General features: G+C 76.3%; 2 protein-coding genes. Both read left to right on the forward strand.

Features of this window, described 5'->3' with window-relative positions:
• The first annotated feature begins 7 nt into the window (after positions 1–7).
• The gene (locus ACZ6O2_RS28905) at positions 8–11,212 is read left to right on the forward strand and encodes a type I polyketide synthase (RefSeq protein WP_466025052.1); all 11,205 of its coding nucleotides are present in this window, start codon (positions 8–10) and stop codon (positions 11,210–11,212) included.
• Between the two features lie 46 nt (positions 11,213–11,258).
• Positions 11,259–22,732 (forward strand): type I polyketide synthase (locus ACZ6O2_RS28910; protein ID WP_466025053.1); only part of this gene is annotated, 11,474 nt, incomplete at its 3' end.

Genomic DNA, 22,732 nt, shown 5'->3' on the forward strand with positions numbered 1-22,732 from the left:
AGAAGTCATGGCGGACGAAGAGCGGCTGCGCGAATACCTGACGCGGGTCGTCGCCGAGCTGCACCAGACCCGCCAACGGCTCCGCGAGGTCACCGCCGAGGAGTCCGAGCCGGTGGCGATCGTGGCGATGAGCTGCCGCTACCCGGGCGGCATCAACTCGCCCGAGGAACTCTGGCAGTTCGTCTCGTCCGGCGGGGACGCCATCGGCGACTTCCCCACCGACCGGGGTTGGGACCTGGAGCGGCTCTACCACGCCGACCCGGACAACCCCGGCACCTCGTACACCACCGCGGGCGGGTTCCTGCACGACGCGGGGCAGTTCGACGCCGCGCTGTTCGGCATCTCGCCGCGCGAGGCCGTCGCCATGGACCCGCAGCAGCGGCTGTTGCTGGAGGTCACCTGGGAGCTGTTCGAGCGGGCCGGCATCGCCCCGCTGTCGCTGCGCGGCAGCCGCTCCGGCGTCTTCGTCGGCACCTCCGGCCAGGACTACGCCGCCGTGCTACACCGGGCGCCCGGCGTCGAGGGGTACGTGCTGACCGGCACCGCCGCCAGCGTCGTCTCCGGCCGGCTGGCGTACACGTTCGGGCTGGAGGGCCCCACGGTCACCGTGGACACCGCCTGCTCGTCGGCGTCGGTCGCCATCCACCTCGCCTGCCAGGCGCTGCGCCAACGGGAGTGCGGGCTCGCCCTGGCCGGCGGCGCGACGGTGCTGGCCACCCCCGGCCCGTTCGTCGAGTTCTCCCGGCAGCGCGGCCTCGCCGCCGACGGCCGGTGCAAGTCGTTCGCCGCGTCCGCCGACGGCACCGGCTGGTCCGAGGGCGTCGGCATGCTGCTGCTGGAACGGCTCAGCGACGCCCGCCGCAACGGCCACCCCGTGCTCGGGATCATCCGCAGCTCCGCCGTCAACCAGGACGGGGCGTCGAACGGCCTCACCGCCCCCAACGGCCCGTCCCAGCAGCGGGTGATCCGGCAGGCCCTGGCCGGCGCGAAGCTCACCCCCGACCTGGTCGACGTGGTGGAGGCGCACGGCACCGGCACCACCCTCGGCGACCCGATCGAGGCCCAGGCGCTGCTCGCCACCTACGGCCAGGAGCGGGGCGACGCCGCGCCGCTGCTGCTCGGCTCGATCAAGTCGAACATCGGCCACACCCAGGCCGCCGCCGGCATCGCCGGGGTGATCAAGATGGTGCAGGCGATGCGGCACGGGACCGTGCCGGCCACCCTGCACGTCGACGAGCCCACTCCGCACGTGGACTGGACCGCCGGCGCGGTCACCCTGGTCACCGAGGCCACCCCGTGGCCGGCCGTGGACCGGCCGCGCCGCGCCGCCGTGTCCTCGTTCGGGATGAGCGGCACCAACACCCACCTCATCCTCGAACAGCCCGAGCCGACCGCCGCCGAGGTCGACCGGGCGGACCTCCCCGCGCCCGCACCGGTGCTGCTCACCGGCCGCACCCGCGCCGCGCTGCGCGCCCAGGCCGAGCGCTGGTCCCGGTACGTCGCCGACGCCGACCTGCGACCGGCGGACGTCGCCTGGACCTCGGCCGTGTCCCGCTCGCCCCTGGAACACCGGGCGGTCGTCCTCGCCGACGACCGGGACGGCCTGCTCGCCGCCCTGCACGCCCTCGCCGACGACCGGCCCGCCCCCGGCCTGGTCACCGGCGCCGCCGCCGAACGCGGCGGGGTCGCGTTCCTCTTCTCCGGGCAGGGCGCCCAGCGCGCCGGCGCGGGCCGGGGCCTGTACGAGGCGTACCCGGTCTTCGCGGCGGCGCTCGACGAGGTCTGCGCCCATCTCGACCACCGGCTGCCCCGGCCGCTGAAGCCGCTGCTGTTCGCCGAGCCCGGCACCGACGAGGCCGCGCTGCTCGACCAGACCGTCTTCACCCAGGCCGGACTCTTCGCCGTCGAGGTGGCGCTGCACCGGCTGCTCGGCTCCTGGGGCCTGGCCCCCGACCTGGTCGCCGGGCACTCCGTCGGCGAGCTGACCGCTGCCCACGTGGCTGGCGTGCTCACCCTCGACGACGCCTGCGCCCTCGTCGCCGCCCGCGGCCGGCTCATGCAGGCCCTCCCCGCCGGCGGGGCGATGCTCGCCGTCGCCGCCGACGAGGCCCGGGTCGCCGAGTCGATCGCCGAGCTGACCGACCGGGTCGCCGTCGCCGCCGTCAACGGGCCCGCCGCCGTCGTCCTGTCCGGCGACGGCGCGACCATCGACGAGCTGGCGGCGCTCTGGACCGGCCGGGGGGTGAAGGTGCGGCGGCTGCGGGTCAGCCACGCCTTCCACAGCCCGCTGATGGAGCCGATGCTCGCCGAGTTCGCCGCCGTCGCCGCCGGCCTCGACCTGCGCGCCCCCACCCTGCCGGTCGTGTCCAACCTGACCGGCGAGCTGGCCGACCCGGCGCAGCTCACCGACCCCGGCTACTGGGTGCGGCACGTCCGGGAGGCGGTCCGCTTCGCCGACGGCGTACGCACCCTGCGCGCCCACGGCGTCGGCACCTTCGTCGAGGTCGGCCCCGACGCCGTCCTCACCGCCACCGCCCAGGAGACCCTCGCCGAGGCCGAGGCCGAGGGCGCCGACGCCGCCCCCGCCGTGGTCGTGCCGGTGCTGCGCCGGGACCGCCCGGACCGCCGCGCCCTGTTCGCCGCCCTCGCCCAGCTCCACGTCGCCGGCACGCCGGTGCGCTGGGCGGACCTCTTCGGGGACCGGCCCGGCCGGCTCGTCGGGTTGCCCACCTACCCGTTCGAGCGGCAGCACTACTGGGTGCCGGCCGAGGCGCCCGCCGACGCGGCCACCGCCGCCGGGACCGGCGTGCTCGACCAGCGGTTCTGGGCGGCCGTCGAACGGGCCGACCTCGACGCGCTGCGGGACACCCTCGCCGTCGAGGACGAGGCCGCCGCCGAGTCGCTGCGCACCCTGCTGCCCGTCCTCGCCGACTGGCGGCGGCAGCGGCAGGAATACTCCGTGCTCGACGGCTGGCGTTACCGGGCCGACTGGCAGGTGACCCCCGAGCCCGCCCCCGCCCGGCTGACCGGCACGTGGCTGCTGGCGCTGCCCGCCGGCGGCGCCGACGACCCCGCCGCCGAGACCGTCCGGGCCGCACTGACCGGCGCCGGCGCCGACGTGCTGCCGCTGGCCGTCGACGCGGGCGCCGACCGGTCCGGCCTCGCCGCGTCCCTCGCCGGCGCCGACCTCGCCGGGGTGGTCTCCCTGCTCGCCGTCGAACCGCCCGCCGCCGACGGCGCGGTCCTGCCCGGCCTGGCCGCCACCCTCGCGCTCGTGCAGGCGCTCGGCGACGCCGGGGTCGACGCCCCCCTGTGGCTGGTCACCCGGGGCGCGGTCGCCGCCGCCTCCTACGACCGGGTCACCGACCCCGCGCAGGCCGCGATCTGGGGGCTCGGCCGCGTGGTGGGCGTCGAGGCCCCGCACCGCTGGGGCGGCCTCGTCGACCTGCCGCCCCGCCCCGACCACCGCACCGGCGGCCGGCTCGCCGCGATCCTCACCGGATCGACCGGCGAGGACCAGCTCGCCGTACGCGGCCCCGGCGTCTTCGTCCGCCGCCTGGTCCGCGCCGCCGTCGGCGACCGCCCGCCGGCGCGCCGGTTCACGCCCACCGGCGCGGCACTGATCACCGGCGGCACCGGCGGGCTCGGCGCCCGCGCCGCCCGCTGGCTCGCCGGCGCCGGAGCCGAGCACGTCGTGCTGGTCAGCCGCCGCGGACCGGACGCCCCCGGCGCCGCCGAGCTGGAAGCCGAGCTGACCGGCCTCGGCGCCCGGGTCACCGTCGCCGCTTGCGACATCGCCGACCGGGCCGCGCTCGCCGCCCTGCTCGACCACGTCGAGGCCGACGGCCCGCCCGTGCGCACCGTCGTGCACACCGCCGGCCTCGCGCAGAGCACCCCGCTGGCCGAGGTCACCCCCGCCGAGCTGGCCGAGGTGACCGCCGGCAAGACCGCCGGCGCCACCCATCTCGCCGACCTCCTCGCCGACCGGGAGCTGGACGCCTTCGTCGTCTACTCGTCCATCGCCGCCACCTGGGGCAGCGGCGGCCAGGCCGGGTACGCGGCCGGCAACGCGTACCTGGACGCGCTCGTGCAGCAGCGGCGGGCGGACGGCCGGGCCGGCACCGCCATCGCCTGGGGACCGTGGGCCGACGGCGGCATGCACGCGGCCGACGCGGACCAGAACCTGCGCCGCCGGGGCCTGCCCGCCATGGAGCCGACCGTGGCCATGGGCGCGTTGCCGCAGGCCCTCGACCACGACGACGTCACCGTGACCGTGGCCGACGTCGACTGGTCCCGCTTCGCCCCGGCGTACGCCTCCGCCCGCCGCCGGCCACTGCTGGAGGGCGTACCGGAGGCGCGGGCCGCCCTCGACGGCGGCGCCCCGGTGGACGACGGCGACGAGGGCCCGGCGGCGACCCTGCGCCGGCGGCTCGTCGGGCTGACCCCGGCCCGGCGGGAGGAGACCGTCGCCGACCTGGTCCGCGACCTCGCCGCCGACGTGCTCGGCCACGACGGCGGGGCCGCCGCCATCCCGGCGACCACCGCGTTCCGGGACCTCGGCTTCGACTCGCTGACCGCGGTGGAGCTGCGCAACCGGCTCGTCGCCGCCACCGGGCAGGCGCTGCCCACCACTTTGGTCTTCGACCACCCCACCCCGGTCGTGCTGGCCCGCTTCCTGCTCGCCGGCCTCTTCGACGCCGCCGCCGACCCGGCCCCCGCCGCCGCGCCGACCACCGTGGACGAGGACGAGCCGGTCGCCATCGTCGCCATGTCCTGCCGCTACCCCGGTGGCGCCGACGACCCCGAGGGGCTGTGGCGGCTCGTCGCCGACGGCGTCGACGCCATCGGTGACTTCCCCACCGACCGGGGCTGGGACCTTGACCGGCTGTACGACCCCGACCCGGCCAACCCCGGCACCAGCTACACGAACAAGGGCGGATTCCTGCCCGGGGCCGCGGAGTTCGACCCGGCCTTCTTCGGGATCTCGCCGCGTGAGGCGGTGGCGATGGATCCGCAGCAGCGGTTGCTGTTGGAGGCGTCGTGGGAGGCGGTGGAGCGGGCAGGGGTTGACCCGGGGGTGTTGCGGGGTTCGCGAACAGGGGTGTTCGTGGGCACGAATGGTCAGGACTATGGGGCCCTGTTGGCGGTGGCCGCGGACGAGGTGGAGGGATTCGCGGCGACCGGGAACGCCGCGAGTGTGGTGTCGGGTCGGGTGGCGTACGCGTTGGGGTTGGAGGGGCCGGCGGTGTCGGTGGACACGGCGTGTTCGTCGTCGTTGGTGGCGTTGCACCTGGCGGTGCAGGCGCTCCGACGCGGCGAGTGCGACCTCGCCCTCGCCGGCGGCGTCACGGTCATGGCCACCCCCGGCACCTTCTTCGAGTTCTCCCGCCAGCGTGGCCTGGCCGCCGACGGCCGGTGCAAGGCGTTCGCGGCGGGTGCGGACGGCACCGGGTGGGGTGAGGGCGTCGGTGTGCTGCTGGTGGAGCGGCTGTCGGACGCGCGGCGCAACGGTCACCAGGTCCTCGCGGTGGTGCGCGGGTCGGCGGTGAACCAGGACGGCGCGTCGAACGGGCTGACCGCCCCGAACGGTCCGTCGCAGCAGCGGGTGATCCGGCAGGCCCTCGCGTCGGCGCGGCTGTCCACGACCGACGTGGACGTGGTCGAGGCGCACGGCACCGGCACCACGCTCGGTGACCCGATCGAGGCGCAGGCGCTCCTGGCCACCTACGGGCAGGGCCGGGACGGGCACGAGCCGCTGCTGCTCGGCTCAGTGAAGTCGAACATCGGGCACACCCAGGCCGCCTCGGGCGTGGCCGGCGTGATCAAGATGGTGCTGGCGATGCGCGAGGGCGTGGTCCCGGCGACGCTGCACGTGGACGAGCCGTCTCCGCACATCGACTGGACGGCCGGCTCGGTGGAGCTGGCGACCGAGGCGCGGCCGTGGCCCGCCGTGGACCGGCCGAGGCGTGCGGCGGTGTCGTCGTTCGGCATGTCCGGCACGAACGCGCACGTCATCATCGAGCTGGCCGAGGAGCTGCCCGCCGAGAGCGCGGAGCCCGAGGCCGGCCCGGACCGGGGCCCGACGCTGGTCGCCTCCGACGTCCTGGTGTGGCCGGTGTCGGCGCGGTCGAAGGCGGCTCTGGCGGGTCAGGCGGCGCGGCTGGCGGAGTACGTGCGCGAGCGCGGTGACGTGGATCCGGCGGCGGTGGCCTGGTCCCTGGCCACGACGCGGTCGCTGTTCGACCAGCGGGCCGCCGTGGTCGGTGCGGGCGTCGAGGAGTTGCTGTCGGGGCTGGATGCCCTGGTGGCCGGTTCGCCGGCCGGCAACGTCGTCGCCGGTACGGCCTCGTCCCACGGCGCGGGTCCGGTGTTCGTGTTCCCGGGTCAGGGTGCGCAGTCGGCGCGGATGGCGGCCGGTCTGGTGGGCCGGAGTCCGGTGTTCGACGCGAGGCTGGCGGAGTGCCAGCGGGCTCTCGCCCCGTACCTGGACGTCGATCTGGTGTCGGTGCTCACGGGCGAGGATGAGTCGTGGTTGGAGCGGGTGGAGGTGGTGCAGCCGGTCCTGTGGGCTGTGGGCATCGCCCTGGCCGCTGTGTGGCGGCATGCGGGGGTTTCTCCGGCTGCGGTGATCGGTCACTCGCAGGGTGAGATCGGTGCCGCCTGTGTCGCGGGGATCCTGTCGCTGGAGGACGCCGCGAAGGCGGTGGCGTTGCGGTCGCGGGCGCTGACGGTGCTGCGGGGCACGGGGACGATGGCGTCGGTGGACCTGTCCGCCGACGCGATCACCGCCCGCCTGGTGGGCTTCCCGGGCGTCGGGGTGGCCGCTGTCAACGGCCCGTCGACCGTGGTGGTGTCGGGTCCGCCGCAGCCCGTCGCGGACCTGGTGGAGGCGTGTCAGGCCGATGGTGTCCGGGCGCGGCTGATCCCCGTGGACTATGCCTCCCACTCGGCGGCGGTGCAGGAGGTGGCGGAACAACTCCGCGCCGACCTGGCCGACATCGCCCCGCAGCAGGGCCACACCCGTCTGGTGTCGACGTTGACCGGTGACTGGGTGGATCCGGTGTCGATGACGGCGGACTACTGGTACGACAACCTGCGCCAGACGGTCCAGTTCGACGCGGCCGTGCGGGTCGCGGTCGAGGCGGGTCACACGACGTTCGTGGAGATCAGCCCGCATCCGGTGCTGGCCATGCCGGTCACCGCGATCCTGGACGACGCCGGCGTCACCGGCCACACCCTGGGCAGCCTGCGCCGGGGCGACGACGACGCGACGCGGCTGCTGACCAACCTCGCCACCGCCCACGCCATCGGCCTGCCCGTCGACCTCACGACCGTCCTCGCCGCGACCGACACCGTCGCACTGCCCACGTACGCCTTCGACCGGGGGCGCTACTGGCTGGAGGCACCCGCGCACCGGGTGCCCGACATCGGCTCCGCCGGCCTCCAGGACGCCGGGCACCCGCTGCTCAGCGCAGCCGTGCCGGTGGCGGACGACCAGACGGTGGTGCTGACCGGGCGGCTGTCGGTGCGTACCCACCCGTGGCTCGCCGACCACGCCGTCGGCGGGGCGGTGATCGTTCCCGGCACCGGCGTCGTCGACATGGTGGTCCGGGCCGGCGACGAGGTCGACGCCGGCCAGGTGGGCGACCTGACGCTGATCAACCCGATGGTGCTCCCGGCGACCGGTGCCGTGCAGGTGCAGGTGCGGGTGGGCCCGCCGAGCGACACCGGCGAGCGCGCCGTGACCGTACACTCCCGCTCCGAGGACGGTGGCGACGCCGAGTGGACCCGGCACGCCGAGGGCCTGCTGCTGCCGCACCTGCCCGCCCCGACGGTCCTGCCCGGGGAGTGGCCGCCAGCCGACGCCGTCGAGGTCGACACCGACCTGGACGCCTGGTACGGCCGGATGGCCGACGGCGGCCTCGGCTACGGCCCCGCCTTCCGGGGCCTGCGCCGGGTGTGGCGCGGCGACGACGAGGTCTACGCCGAGGTGGCCCTGCCCGACGAGGCGACCGCCGACGCGTCCCGGTTCGGGCTGCACCCCGCCCTGTTCGACGCGGCCCTCCAGGCCAGCGGGGTCACCGCGCTGCTCGGCGACGCGGCGGAGACCTCCGGCGCGGGCTGGATGCCGTTCGCCTTCCGCTCGGTCGCCCTGCACGCCCACGACGCCACCCGCCTGCGGGTGCGACTGCGGCCGCTCGGCGCGGACACGGTCGCGGCCACCCTCGCCGACACCGCCGGCCAACCGGTCGCCACCGTCGAGTCGCTGACCTTCCGGCCCGTCGCCGCGGGCCGGGCCGACGAGGCCGCGGCGCTGCGCCGCACGTCGGTGTTCCACCTGGACTGGACGCCGCTGCCGGCCCCCGACGCGGCGGCGGGGGACACCCGCTGGGCGCTGCTCGGCGACGACACCCTCGGCCTCGCCGAGGCGCTGGCCGCCGCCGGGCACCCCGTCCGCGGCCACGCCGACCTGGCGACGCTGGTCGCCGCCATCGAGCGGTACGGGGACGTACCCGATGTGGTGCTGGACCTGCGGTCCGGCACGGACCCGGACCCGGACCGGGCCGGCGAGGCCGCGCACGACGCAGCCCGGGACGCGCTCGCGCTGGTGCAGGGATGGCTCGGCGAGCCCCGGCTGGAGCGGTCCCGGCTGGTCCTGCACACCCGGGGCGCGGTCGGCGCGGCCCCCGGCGAGGCCCCCCGCGACCTGGCCCGGGCGAGCCTGTGGGGGCTCGTCCGCTCGGCGCAGTCCGAGCACCCCGGCCGGTTCACGCTGGTCGACACCGACGACGCCGCCGCCTCCCTCGCGGCGGTCCCGGCGGCCGTCGCCTCCGGTGAGCCGCAACTCGCGGTCCGCGACGGCGCCCTGCTGGTGCCCCGGCTGGCCCGGGCGCGCGACGCCGGGGTGCTGCCGCTGCCCGCCGACGAGGTGCCGTGGCGGTTGGACGTCACCGAGCAGGGCACGCTGGAGAACCTGGCCCTGCTGCCCGCCCCCGAGGTGACCGGGGACCTGCCAGCGGGGCACGTCCTGGTCGGGATGCGCGCCTCCGGGCTGAACTTCCGCGACGTGGTGCTCGCCCTCGGCATGGTCCCCGACCAGCAGGTGCTGGGCAACGAGGGCGCCGGCGTGGTGCTCGGCGTCGGTCCGGGGGTCACCGACCTGGCGCCCGGCGACCGGGTGATGGGCATCTTCTCCGGCTCGTTCTCCTCGGCCGCGGTCACCGACCGCCGACTGCTCACCCGCATCCCCGACGGCTGGTCGTACGCCGACGCCGCCGCCGTGCCCGTGGTCTTCCTGACCGCCTGGTACGGCTTGGTGGAGCTGGCCCGGCTGCGCGCCGGGGAGTCCGTGCTCGTCCACGCGGCGGCCGGCGGGGTCGGCATGGCCGCCGTGCAGATCGCCCGCCACCTCGGCGCCGAGGTCTACGGCACGGCCAGCCCCGGCAAGTGGCCCGCGCTGCGTGCCACCGGCTTCGACGAGGCGCACCTCGCCTCCTCCCGCAGTCTCGACTTCGCCGACGAGTTCCGCGCCCGCACGGACGGGCGCGGCGTCGACGTGGTGCTCAACGCGCTCAGCGGCGAGTACGTCGACGCGTCGCTGGGGCTGCTGGCCCCGGGCGGCCGGTTCGTCGAGATGGGCAAGACCGACAAGCGGGACCCGGAGGGGGTCGCCGCCGACCACCCCGGCGTGAGCTACCAGGTCTTCGACCTCATCGAGGCCGGTGAGGACCGGATCGGCGCGATGCTGGCCGAGCTGATGGCGCTCTTCGCCACCGGCGCGCTGCGGCCGCTGCCCCGCCGCACCTGGGACGTCCGGCGTGCCCCCGAGGCGTTCCGCTTCCTCAGCCAGGCCCGGCACGTCGGCAAGCTCGCCCTGAGCATCCCGCAGGCGCCCCGGCTCGACGGCACGGTCCTGGTCTCCGGCGCGACCGGCACCCTGGGCGCGCTGCTCTGCCGGCACCTGGTCACCGCGCACGACGCCCGGCAGCTGCTCCTGGTCAGCCGGCGCGGCCCGGACGCCGAGGGCGCCGACGAGCTGCTCGCCGACCTCAAGGCGCTCGGCGCGGACGTGTCGATCGTCGCCGCCGACCTGGCCGACCCGGACGCCGTCGCGGACGTGCTGTCCATGGTGGACCCGCGGCATCCGCTGCGGGCGGTCGTGCACGCCGCCGGCGTCCTCGACGACGGCACCGTCGAGTCGCTCACCCCGGACCGGCTCGACGCGGTGCTGCGGCCCAAGGTCGACGCGGCCTGGAACCTGCACCGGGCCACCCTCGACCACGAGCTGACCGCGTTCGTGCTCTTCTCCGCCGCCGCCGGCGTCTTCGGCGGCCCGGGCCAGGGCAACTACGCCGCCGGCAACGCGTTCCTCGACGCCCTCGCCGAGCACCGGCGGGTCCTCGGCCTGCCGGCGGTCGCCCTCGCCTGGGGACGCTGGGCCCAGGCCAGCGGCATGACCGGGCACCTCGACTCGGCCGACATCCGCCGGCTCGACCGGGGCGGCATGGCCGCCCTGACCAACGACGAGGCCCTCGCCCTGTTCGACGCGGTCTGGCGCGCCGAGCGGGCGGTGCTGATGCCCGCCAAGATCGTCACCGGGGTGGCCGCGCCCGGGACGCCGGTCCACCCGCTGCTGGCCAACCTCGTCCGCCCCGGTGGCCGCCGGGCCGCCGCCGGCGAGGCCGCCGACGGGCAGGCGTACGCCGAGACGCTGCGCGCCCTGCCCGACGACAAGCGGGCCCGCGCCCTGCGCGAGCTGGTGCTGTCGCACGTGGCGGTCGTCCTCGGGCACGGCGACCCGGCCGGCATCGAGCCGACCCGAGCGTTCCGGGAACTCGGTTTCGACTCGCTCACCGCCGTCGAGCTGCGCAACCGGCTCGGCGCGGCGACGGGGCTGCGGCTGCCGGCGACGCTGGTCTTCGACAACCCGACGCCGACCGCGCTCGCCGAGCACCTGGCCGGGCAGTTCGCCCCGGTGGCCCCGGCGGGGGACCGGTCGGCGGCGGGCCGGGAGCTGGACCGGCTGGAGGCGGCGCTCGTCGGGCTCGACCCGACCGACGACGAGTTCCGCCGGATCACCGAGCGGCTGCACGGTCTGCTGGACCGGCTGACCGAGCGGCAGGCGGACGCGGACGGCGACGACGACGACCTGGAGTCGGCCACCGCCGAGAACATCTTCGACCTGATCGACCGCGAGCTGGAGACGTCGTGACCCCCAGCCGCAACGACATCGGCATGCCGAGTGAGGTAGGTCCACGGTGAGCAACGAGGACGAGAAGTACGTCGAGTACCTGAAGCGTACGACCTCGGAGCTGCGGCGTACCCGGCGGCGGCTGCGCGAGCTGGAGGCCCGCGACTCCGAGCCCATCGCCATCGTGGCGATGAGCTGCCGCTACCCGGGCGGGGTCGACAGCCCCGAGGCGCTGTGGCAGCTCGTCCGCGACGGCGGCGACGGGATCGGGCCGTTCCCCGCCGACCGGGGCTGGGACCTGGACCGCCTCTTCCACCCCGACCCCGACCACCCGGGCACCAGCTACGTCACCGAGGGCGGCTTCGTATACGCCGCCGCCGACTTCGACGCGGACCTGTTCGGCATCTCGCCCCGCGAGGCCGTCGCCATGGACCCGCAGCAGCGGCTGCTGCTGGAGACCTCCTGGGAGGCGTTCGAGCGGGCCGGGCTGCCGCTGCCGGCGGTGCGGGGCAGCCGTACCGGCGTGTTCGTCGGGGCGGCGTCGCACGGCTACGACGGCATGATGGCACAGGCCGAGAACGGCGAGGGGCACTTGCTCACCGGCAACGCCACCAGCGTCATCTCCGGCCGTGTCGCGTACACCCTGGGGCTGGAGGGACCGGCGGTCACCGTCGACACCGCCTGCTCGTCGTCGCTGGTCGCCATCCACCTGGCCGCGCAGGCTTTGCGCAACGGCGACTGCGAGCTGGCCCTCGCCGGCGGCGTGACGGTGATGCCCACCCCGGCGGTCTTCGTCGGCTTCAGCCGGCAGCGCGGCCTCGCCGCCGATGGCCGGTGCAAGGCGTTCGCCGCCGGCGCCGACGGCACCTCCTGGTCCGAGGGGATCGGGATGCTGCTGCTCACCCGCCTCTCCGACGCCCAGCGGCATGGCTACCCCGTGCTCGCCGTGGTGCGGGGCAGCGCCGTCAACCAGGACGGCGCCTCCAACGGCCTGAGCGCCCCCCACGGCCCGTCCCAGGTCCGCGTCATCCGCCACGCCCTGGCCAACGCCCGGCTCACCGCCGAGCAGGTGGACGTGGTGGAGGCGCACGGTACCGGCACCCGCCTCGGCGACCCGATCGAGGCGCAGGCGCTGCTGGCCACGTACGGGCAGGACCGGGGCGACGCGGCGCCGCTGCTGCTCGGCTCGGTCAAGTCGAACATCGGCCACACCCAGGCCGCGGCCGGCGTCGCCGGCGTGATCAAGATGGTCATGGCGATCCGGCACGGCGTCGTCCCGCCGACCCTGCACGTCGACGAGCCGTCCCCGCACATCGACTGGACCGCCGGGTCCGTCACCCTCGCCACCGCACCCACAGCGTGGCCCGCGGCCGACCGGCCGCGCCGGGCCGCCGTGTCGTCGTTCGGGGTGTCCGGCACCAACGCGCACACCATCATCGAGCAGGCCCCGGAGCCGGCCGAGGCCGAGGACGAGCCGGCCGTGGTGGCCGACCGTCCGGTGTCCCCGGTGCTGCTCTCCGCCCGGTCCGAGGCCGCGCTCGCCGCGCAGGCCGGCCGCTGGGCCGCCTGGCTCGCCGCCGACGACACCCTCCGCCCGCTCGACGTGGCCTTCTCGTCGGTCACGTCGCGGTCCACCCTGGACCGCCGCGCCGTGGTGTCGGCGACCGGCCGCGACGACCTGCTCGCCGGGCTGCGTGCCGTCGCCGCCGGGGAGCCGGCCGGCACCGTCGTCGCCGGCGCCGGGTCGCCGCGCGGCCAGCTCGCGGTGCTCTTCTCCGGCCAGGGCGCGCAGCGCGCCGGCATGGGCCGGGAGCTGTACGCCGAGTTCCCCGTCTTCGCCGCCGCGCTCGACGAGGCGTGCGGGCACCTGGACCGGGCCCTGCCGCGCCCCCTGCGGGAGGTGCTGTTCGCCGAGGCGGGCACGGCCGAGGCCGAGCTGCTGGACCAGACGGTGTTCACGCAGGCCGGGCTGTTCGCCGTCGAGGTGGCGCTGTTCCGCCTCGTCGAGTCGTTCGGGGTGACGCCGGACGTCGTGGGCGGCCACTCGATCGGCGAGGTCACGGCCGCGCACGTGGCCGGGGTGCTGTCCCTGGAGCACGCCTGCGCGCTGGTGGCGGCGCGGGGCCGCCTGATGCAGGCGCTGCCCGCCGGGGGCGGGATGCTGGCCGTCGCGGCTCCCGAGGCCGACGTGCTGGCCACGCTGGACGGGCTCGCCGACCGGGTCGGGATCGCCGCGGTGAACGGCCCGACGTCGGTCGTGGTCTCCGGCGCCGCCGAAGCCCTCGACGAGGTGGAGCGGCTCTGGCGGGAGCGGGGGGCGCGTACCCGCCGGCTCGCGGTCAGCCACGCGTTCCACAGTCCGCTCATGGAGCCGATGCTCGGCAGGTTCCGCGCGGTGCTCGACCGGCTCACGTTCGCCGCGCCGGTGCTGCCGGTCCTGTCGAACGTGACCGGCGCGCTCGCCGACGCCGACGAGATCCGCACGGCCGACTACTGGGTGCGGCACGTCCGCGAGGCCGTGCGGTACGCCGACGGGGTCACCGCCCTGCGCGAGGCGGGCGTGGGCACCTTCCTGGAGGTCGGCCCGCAGAGCGTGCTGACTGCGATGACCGGGGACGTCCTGCCCGACGGCGGCGCGCTCGCCGTCGCCGTGCAGCGCAAGGACCGGCCCGAGCCGCAGGGGCTGCTGGCCGCCCTCGCGGAGCTGCACGTGCACGGGGTGCCGGTGACCTGGCAGCAGTGGTTCGCCGACACCGGGGCGCGCCGCGTCGACCTGCCCACGTACGCCTTCCAGCACCAGCGCTACTGGCCGGAGGTCGGCGGCGGCGCCGGGCAGGCCGCGCCGGCCGACGCCGCCGAGGACGGCTTCTGGGCGGCGGTGGAACGCGGCGACCTGACCGAGGTGGCGTCCCACCTGGCCGTGCAGGACGACCCCGCCGCCGTCGAGGCGCTCGCCCCGGCCGTGCCGGTGCTGTCGTCGTGGCGGCGGGCGCGGCACCGCGACGCCGTCGTGGACGGCTGGTCGCACCGGATCGACTGGGAACTCGTCCGCCCCGCCGCGGCGGCGACGCTGACCGGCCGCTGGCTGGTCGTCACCGCCGGCACCGACGACGCCGGTGCGGCCGGGACGCTGGCCGGCGCCGGCGCCCACGTAGACACCCTCGCCGTCGCCCCCGGCGTCGGCCGCGCCGAGCTGGCCGAGCTGCTGTGCGGGCACGGCGACCGGGGCTGGACGGGGGTGCTCTGCGTGCTGCCCGACGCCGACCGGGCGCTGCCGGACGCCCCGGCCGTCTCCGTCGGCGCCGCGCTGCTGCTCACCCTCACCCAGGCGCTCGCCGACGCCGGCCTGCCCGGCCGGCTCTGGTGCCTCACCCGGGGCGCCGTCGCCGTCGGCGGCGAGACCGTCGCCGACCCGTGGCCCGCGCTGGCCTGGGGACTGGGCCGGGTCGTCGCCCTGGAACAGCCGGACCGCTGGGGCGGCCTGGTCGACCTGCCCGCCCACGTCGACCGGACCACCGGGGACGCGCTGCTCGCCGTCCTCGCCGACGCCGGCCACGACCAGGTGGCGATCCGCCCGCAGGGGATCTTCGGCCGGCGGCTGGTGCCGGCCGCGCCGCCCGCCGGTTCGGGCTGGCGGCCCGCCGGCACGGTGCTGGTCACCGGCGGCACCGGTGCCCTGGGCCGGCACGTGGCCCGCTGGCTGCTGGCCAACGGTGCCGGCGAGGTGGTGCTCGCCTCCCGGCGCGGCCCGGACGCGCCGGGCGCGGCGGAGCTGGTGGCCGAGTTGGGTGCGGTGCGGGTGGTGGCCTGCGACGCGACCGACCGGGAGGCGGTCGACGCCCTCGTGGCCGGGCTGCCCGAGCTGACCGCCGTCGTGCACACCGCCGGGGTCGTGGACGACGGCGTCCTCGACGGGCTCGACCTGACCCGCATGCAGACCGTCCTCGACGGCAAGGTCCGCGCCGCCCGGGTGCTGCACGAGGCGACCGCCGGCCGCGACCTCGACGCGTTCGTGCTCTTCTCCTCCCTCGCCGGGGTCGTCGGCAGCGCCGGACAGGGCAACTACGCGGCGGCCAACGCCTACCTCGACGCGTTCGCGGCCTGGCGGCGCGGCCAGGGGCTGCCCGGCACCGCCATCGCCTGGGGCGCGTGGGCCGAGGACGGCATGGCCGCCACGACCGCCGCGCTGACCGCCCGGCTCACCCGGGGCGGAATCAACCCGCTCCCCGCCGCCGAGGCGGTCACCGCGCTCGGCCGGGTCGTCAACACCGCCGAGCCCGCGGTCACCGTCGCCGACGTCGACTGGGGACGCCTCGCCGCCGCATGGGGCCGGCCCACCCCGCTGATCGCCGCCCTGCCCGGGGTGCCCGCCGTGCCCACCGGGCCCGTCCGCGCCGTGGTGGTCGGCCGGTCCCTGCCGCAGCTCACCGACCTCGTCCGCACCCAGGCCGCCGTCGTGCTCGGCTACCCGGCCGGCCAGCCGCTGCCCGACCGCACCTTCCGCGACCTCGGCTTCGACTCGCTCACCGCCGTCGAGCTGCGCAACCGGCTCACCGCCGAGACCGGCATGAGCCTGCCCGCCACGCTCGTCTTCGACCACCCCACCGTCGCGGAACTCGCCGCCCACCTGCACGGCCTCACCGCCGGCCAGGCCACCGGCGAGGTGGTCGCCGACGGCACCCACCTGCACCGCGAGCCGATCGCCATCGTCGCGATGAGCTGCCGGTTCCCCGGCGGGGTCACCTCGCCCGAGCAGCTGTGGGACCTCCTCGCCGCCGGCACCGACGCGATGAGCCTGATGCCTGCCGAACGGGGCTGGAACATCGCCGAGCTGTACCACCCCGACCCCGAGCACCTCGGCACCAGCTACGTGCGGGAGGGCGGCTTCGTCGCCGGCGCCGGCGAGTTCGACCCCGCGTTCTTCGGCATCAGCCCCCGCGAGGCCCTCGCCATGGACCCGCAGCAGCGACTGCTGCTGGAGACCACCTGGGAGGCGTTCGAGCGGGCCCGGATCGACCCGACCGCCCTGCGCGGCAGCCGCACCGGCGTGTACGTCGGCACCAACGGCCAGGACTACGGCTCGCTGCTGATGGCCGCCGGGGACGTCGACGAGAACTACCTCGCCACCGGCGTCTCCGCCAGCGTGATCTCCGGCCGGCTGGCGTACACCTTCGGGCTGCACGGCCCGGCGGTCACCGTCGACACCGCCTGCTCGTCGTCGCTGGTCGCGATGCACCTGGCCGCGCAGGCCCTCCAGGCGGGGGAGTGCGACCTCGCCCTGGCCGGCGGCGCCACCGTGATGGCCACCCCCGGGATCTTCGTCGGCTTCTCCCGGCAGCGCGGCCTCGCCGCCGACGGCCGCTGCAAGCCGTTCGCCGGGGCAGCCGACGGCACCGGCTGGGGCGAGGGCGTCGGCCTGCTGGTGCTGCAGCGGCTCTCCGACGCCCAGCGCGACGGCAACCCGATCCTCGCCGTGCTGCGGGGCAGCGCCGTCAACCAGGACGGCGCCTCCAACGGCCTCACCGCCCCCAACGGCCCCGCCCAGCAGCGGGTCATCCGGCAGGCGCTCGCCAACGCCGGGCTGAACGCCGACCAGGTGGACGCGGTGGAGGCGCACGGCACCGGTACCACCCTCGGCGACCCGATCGAGGCGCAGGCCCTGATCGCCACGTACGGGCAGGACCGCCCCGCCGACCGGCCGCTCTGGCTCGGCTCCATCAAGTCGAACATCGGCCACACCCAGGCCGCCGCCGGCGTCGCCGGCGTGATGAAGATGGTCCTTGCCATGCGGTATGGGGTGCTGCCGCCCACCCTGCACGTCGACGAGCCCACCCCGCACGTCGACTGGTCGGCCGGCAGCGTCGCACTGCTCACCTCGGCCCGCCCCTGGGAGCCGGCCGACGGCGTCCGCCGCGCCGCTGTGTCCTCGTTCGGGATCAGCGGCACCAACGTGCACACCATCCTCGAGCAGGCCCCCGCCGAGGAACCCGCGCCAGCGCCGGCGGCCACCGGGCCGACCGGGGAACTGCCCTGGGTGCTCTCCGGGCGCACCGCCGACGCCCTCACCGCCCGGGCCCGGGACCTGCGCGCCCACCTCGACACCGTCGACGACGCGACGCTCGCCGACGTCGGCTGGTCGCTGGCCGCCACCCGCGCGTCCCACGACCACCGGGCCGTCGTCTTCGCCGCCGCCCGGGACGAGCTGACCACCGCCCTCGACGCGCTCGCCGGCGGCCGGCCCACCCCGGAGACCGTCACCCGCGTCCCCGGCACCCCGGGCGAGGTCGCCTTCGTCTTCCCCGGCCAGGGGTCCCAGTGGGTCGGCATGGCCGCCGAACTCCTCGACACCGCACCCGTCTTCGCCGAGAAGTTCGCCGCCTGCGCGGAGGCGCTGCGCCCGTACGTCGACTGGTCGCCCACCGACGTGGTGCGCGGCGCGCCCGACGCCCCGTCGCTGGAGCGGGTCGACGTCGTCCAGCCCACCCTGTTCGCGGTCAGCGTCTCGCTCGCCGCGCTGTGGGAGTCGTACGGGGTGCGCCCGTCCGCCGTCGTGGGCCACTCCCAGGGCGAGATCGCCGCCGCGCACGTCGCCGGGGCGCTCACCCTGGACGACGCGGCGGCCGTGGTGGCCCTGCGCAGCCGGATCATCGCCGGCATCGCCGGGGACGGCGGCATGGTCTCGGTCGCCACCACCGCCGACGAGGCCACCGAGACGATCAGCCGCTGGGCCGGCCGGGTCGCCCTGGCCGCCGTCAACGGCCCCACCTCGGTCGTGGTCTCCGGCGACAGCGCCGCCCTGGACGAGCTGGTCGCCCACTACGAGTCCCGCGAGGTGCGGGTGCGCCGCATCCCGGTGGACTACGCCTCCCACTCCGTCCACGTCGAGCCGCTGCGCGAGCAGCTCCTGGAACTGCTCGCCGGGCTGCGCCCGCGCACCTCCGAGGTCCGGTTCCGGTCCACCGTGGACGGCGACTGGCTCGACACCGCCGCCCTCGACGCCGACTACTGGTACCGCAACCTGCGGCAGACCGTCCGCTTCGACGAGGCGGTGCGCAGCCTCGTCGCCGCCGGCTACCAGACCTTCGTCGAGGTCAGCGCCCACCCGGTGCTCACCATGGCCGTGCAGGAGAGCGTCGAGCTGGCCGCCGCCGACCCCGGCGCGGCCACCGTTACCGGCACCCTCCGCCGCAACGAGGGCGGCCTCGGCCGCTTCCTCCGTGCCCTGGCCGAGGTGTACGCCGGGGGAGCGCCGGTCGACTGGCGGCCCGCGTTCGCCGGCCTCGCCGGCCACCGCCGGGACCTGCCCACGTACCCGTTCCAGCGGCAGCTCTACTGGCCGCGGCCCGCCGAGGCCACCGCCCCCACCGCCGCCGCCGGCCCGGCCGCCGACGACGAGGTCGACGCCCGGTTCTGGGCCGCCGTCGAGGCGGAGGACCTGGCCGCTCTCACCGCCGAACTCGCCGACGCGACCGAGGCCGAGAGCGTGCCGGACGCCGCTTTCGCCGACGTGCTGCCGGTCCTCGCCGCCTGGCGCCGCCGGCACCGCGACCAGGCCACCGTGGACTCCTGGCGGTACCGGGACAGCTGGCTGCCCGTCGCCGCCGACGGTCCGGGCGAGCCCGCCGCCACCGGCACCTGGTGGCTGGTCACCGGCCCCGACGAGATCGGCGCGGCCCAGGCCGCGTTCTGCCGGGACGCGCTGGAGCGGCACGGCGGCAGCGTCGTACCGCTGGTGCTGGACGCCGACCGCACGGACCGCGCGGCACTGGCCGCCCGGCTGCGGGAGCTCGCCGACGGCGGCGCGCCCGTCGCCGGGATCCTGTCGCTGCTGGCGCTCGACGAGACGCCGGCCCCGGCGCACCCCTCGGTGCCGGTCGGCTTCGCCGGCACCGTGACCCTGACGCAGGCGCTCGGCGACGCCGGCCTGCGCGCACCGCTGTGGTGCCTCACCCGGGGCGCCGTCTCCACCGACCCCGGCGATCCGCTGCCGCACCCGCTCCAGCAGCTCGCCTGGGGCTTCGGCCGGGTCGCCGCGCTGGAACACCCGGACCGCTGGGGCGGCCTGGTCGACCTCCCCGACGAGCTGGACGACGGCGCCGGCCGCCGGCTGGTCCGCGTCGTCACCGGCACCGACGGGGAGGACCAGGTCGCGCTGCGGCGGGCCGGCGCGTTCGGCCGGCGGCTCCTGCACGCCCCGATCGGCGACACGCCCGCCACCCGCGAGTGGCGGCCCTCCGGCACCGCCCTGGTCACCGGCGGCACCGGCGCGCTCGGCGGGCACATGGCCCGCTGGCTCGCCGCCAACGGCGCTGCGCACCTGGTGCTGCTCAGCCGGCGCGGCCGGCAGGCCGAGGGCATCGCGGAGCTGGAGGCCGAACTGGTCGGCCTCGGCGCCCGGGTCACCGTCGCCGCCTGCGACGCCGCCGACCGGTCGGCGCTCGCCGCCGTCCTCGCGGACGTGCCGGCCGAGCACCCGCTGACCACGGTCGTGCACACCGCCGCCGTGCTCGGCGACTCGGTGATCAACTCGCTGAGCCTGGACCAGGTCGACTACGCGCTGAGCGCGAAGGTCACCGCCGCGCTGAACCTGCACGAGCTGACCCGCGACCGGGACCTGGACGCGTTCATCCTGTTCTCCTCGATGGCCGGCACGGTCGGCAGCTCCGGCGTCGGCAACTACGCCCCCGGCAACGCGTTCCTCAACGCCCTCGCCGAGCACCGTCGCGGCCTCGGCCTGCCCGCCACCTCCATCGGCTGGGGCGCGTGGGGCGGCGGCGGCATGGCCGAGGGCGAGTTCGGCCAGATGCTGCACCGCCACGGCGCACCCGAGATGTCCCCGCGGCTCGCCGTCGCGGCCCTGCACCAGGCCGTCGAGCACGACGAGACGTTCCTGACCATCTCGAACATCGCCTGGGACCGGTTCTACGTGGCGTTCACCGCGACCCGACCGGGCCCGCTGATCGCCGAGATCCCCGAGGCGCAGGCGCTCGCGAAGACCAAGGGCCTCACCGAGGCGAAGCAGGCCGACGAGGCCGGCCCCGCCGCCGGGTTCGCCCGGATGACCGCCGCCGAGCGCCAGCAGGCGCTGCTCGACCTGGTCCGCGATCAGGCGGCCATGGTCCTCAAGTACGCCGACGGCGAGGCCGTCGACCCGCACCACGCGTTCCGCGACCTCGGCTTCGACTCGGTGACCGCGGTGGAGCTGCGCAACCGGCTCGCCACCGCCACCGGGCTGCGGCTGCCGGTGACCCTGGTCTTCGACTACCCGTCCTCGACCGCGCTTGCCCGGCACCTGCACGAGGAGCTGGGCGGTGGGGCCGCCGCGACGGTGGAGACCGCCCCCGTGGCGCTCGGCGACGACGAGCCGGTGGCCATCGTCGCCATGTCCTGCCGCTTCCCCGGCGGGGCGAACGACCCCGAGCGGTTCTGGGAGATGCTGCACGCCGGCCGGGACGCCGTGTCCGACCTGCCCGGCGATCGGGGCTGGGACATCGACCGGCTGTACGACCCCGACCCCTATTCCACGGGCACCTCCTACGTCCGCAGCGGCGCCTTCCTGTACGAGGCGGCGGAGTTCGACGCGGGTTTCTTCGGGATCTCGCCGCGTGAGGCGCTGGCGATGGATCCGCAGCAGCGGTTGCTGTTGGAGGCGTCGTGGGAGGCGGTGGAGCGGGCAGGGGTTGACCCGGGGGTGTTGCGGGGTTCGCGAACAGGGGTGTTCGTGGGCACGAATGGTCAGGACTATGGGGCCCTGTTGATGGTGGCCAGTGCGGACGAGGTGGAGGGGTTCGCGGGCACGGGCAACGCCGCGAGTGTGGTGTCGGGTCGGGTGGCGTACGCGTTGGGGTTGGAGGGGCCGGCGGTGTCGGTGGACACGGCGTGTTCGTCGTCGTTGGTGGCGTTGCACCTGGCGGTGCAGGCGCTGCGCCGGGGCGAGTGCGACCTGGCGTTGGCGGGCGGCGTGACCGTGATGGCGACGCCGGGCCTGTTCGTGGAGTTCTCCCGGCAGCGTGGTCTGGCGGCGGACGGCCGGTGCAAGGCGTTCGCGGCGGGTGCGGACGGCACCGGGTGGGGTGAGGGCGTCGGTGTGCTGCTGGTGGAGCGGCTGTCGGACGCGCGGCGCAACGGTCACAAGGTTCTGGCGATCGTGCGCGGGTCGGCGGTGAACCAGGACGGCGCGTCGAACGGGTTGACGGCGCCGAACGGTCCGTCGCAGCAGCGGGTGATCCGGCAGGCCCTCGCGTCGGCGCGGCTGTCCACGGCCGACGTGGACGTGGTGGAGGCGCACGGCACCGGCACCACCCTTGGTGACCCGATCGAGGCGCAGGCGCTGCTGGCCACGTACGGGCGGGACCGGCCGGCCGACCGGCCGCTGCTGCTCGGCTCGGTGAAGTCGAACATCGGGCACACCCAGGCCGCGGCCGGTGTCGCCGGCGTGATCAAGATGGTGCTGGCGATGCAGGAGGGCGTGGTCCCGGCGACGCTGCACGTGGACGAGCCGTCCCCGCACATCGACTGGACGGCCGGCGCGGTGGAGTTGGCGACGGAGTCCCGGCCGTGGCCGGCGGTGGACCGGCCCCGTCGGGCGGCGGTGTCGTCGTTCGGCATCAGCGGCACCAATGCGCACGTCATCATCGAGACGGCCGAGGACCTCTCCGTCGAGGGCGCGGTGGCCGACACCGGCGTGGACCGGAGCCCCGGGCTCGTGGCCTCGGACGCCGTCGTCTGGCCGATGTCCGCGCGGTCCAAGGGGGCCCTCGCCGGGCAGGCCGCCCGGCTGGCCCGCCACGTCCGCCAGCACGGTGACGTGGACCCGGCCGTCGTGGCCTGGTCCCTGGCCACGACGCGGTCGCTGTTCGACCAGCGGGCCGCCGTGGTCGGTGCGGGTGTGTCGGATCTGCTGGCCGGGCTGGACGCCCTGGCGGCCGGTTCGCCGGCCGGCAACGTCGTTGCCGGTACGGCCTCGTCCCACGGCGCGGGTCCGGTGTTCGTGTTCCCGGGTCAGGGTGCGCAGTCGGCGTGGATGGCGGCCGGTCTGGTGGGTCGGAGCCCGGTGTTCGACGCGGAGTTGGCGGAGTGCCAGCGGGCTCTCGCCCCGTACCTGGACGTCGATCTGGTGTCGGTGTTGACGGGCGAGGATGAGTCGTGGTTGGAGCGGGTGGAGGTGGTGCAGCCGGTCCTGTGGGCCGTCGGCATCGCCCTGGCCGCCGTCTGGCGGCACGTCGGGGTGACCCCGGCGGTGGTGATCGGTCACTCGCAGGGTGAGATCGGCGCCGCCTGTGTCGCGGGGATCCTGTCGCTGGAGGACGCCGCGAAGGCGGTCGCGTTGCGGTCGCGGGCGCTGACGGTGCTGCGGGGCACGGGGACGATGGCGTCGGTGGACCTGTCCGCCGACGCGGTGGCGGAGAGGTTGGCCGCGTTCCCCGGCGTCGGAGTCGCGGCGGTGAACGGCCCGTCGACCGTGGTGGTGTCGGGTCCGCCGCAGCCCGTCGCGAACCTCGTCGAGGCCTGCCAGGCCGATGGTGTCCGGGCGCGGCTGAT

Source organism: Micromonospora sp. NPDC048040, assembly GCF_055587185.1.

Coding starts and splice junctions, on each gene's coding strand:
- ACZ6O2_RS28905 (WP_466025052.1), top strand. CDS start 8: ATGGCGGACGAAGAGCGGCTGCGCGAATACCTGACGCGGGTCGTCGCC.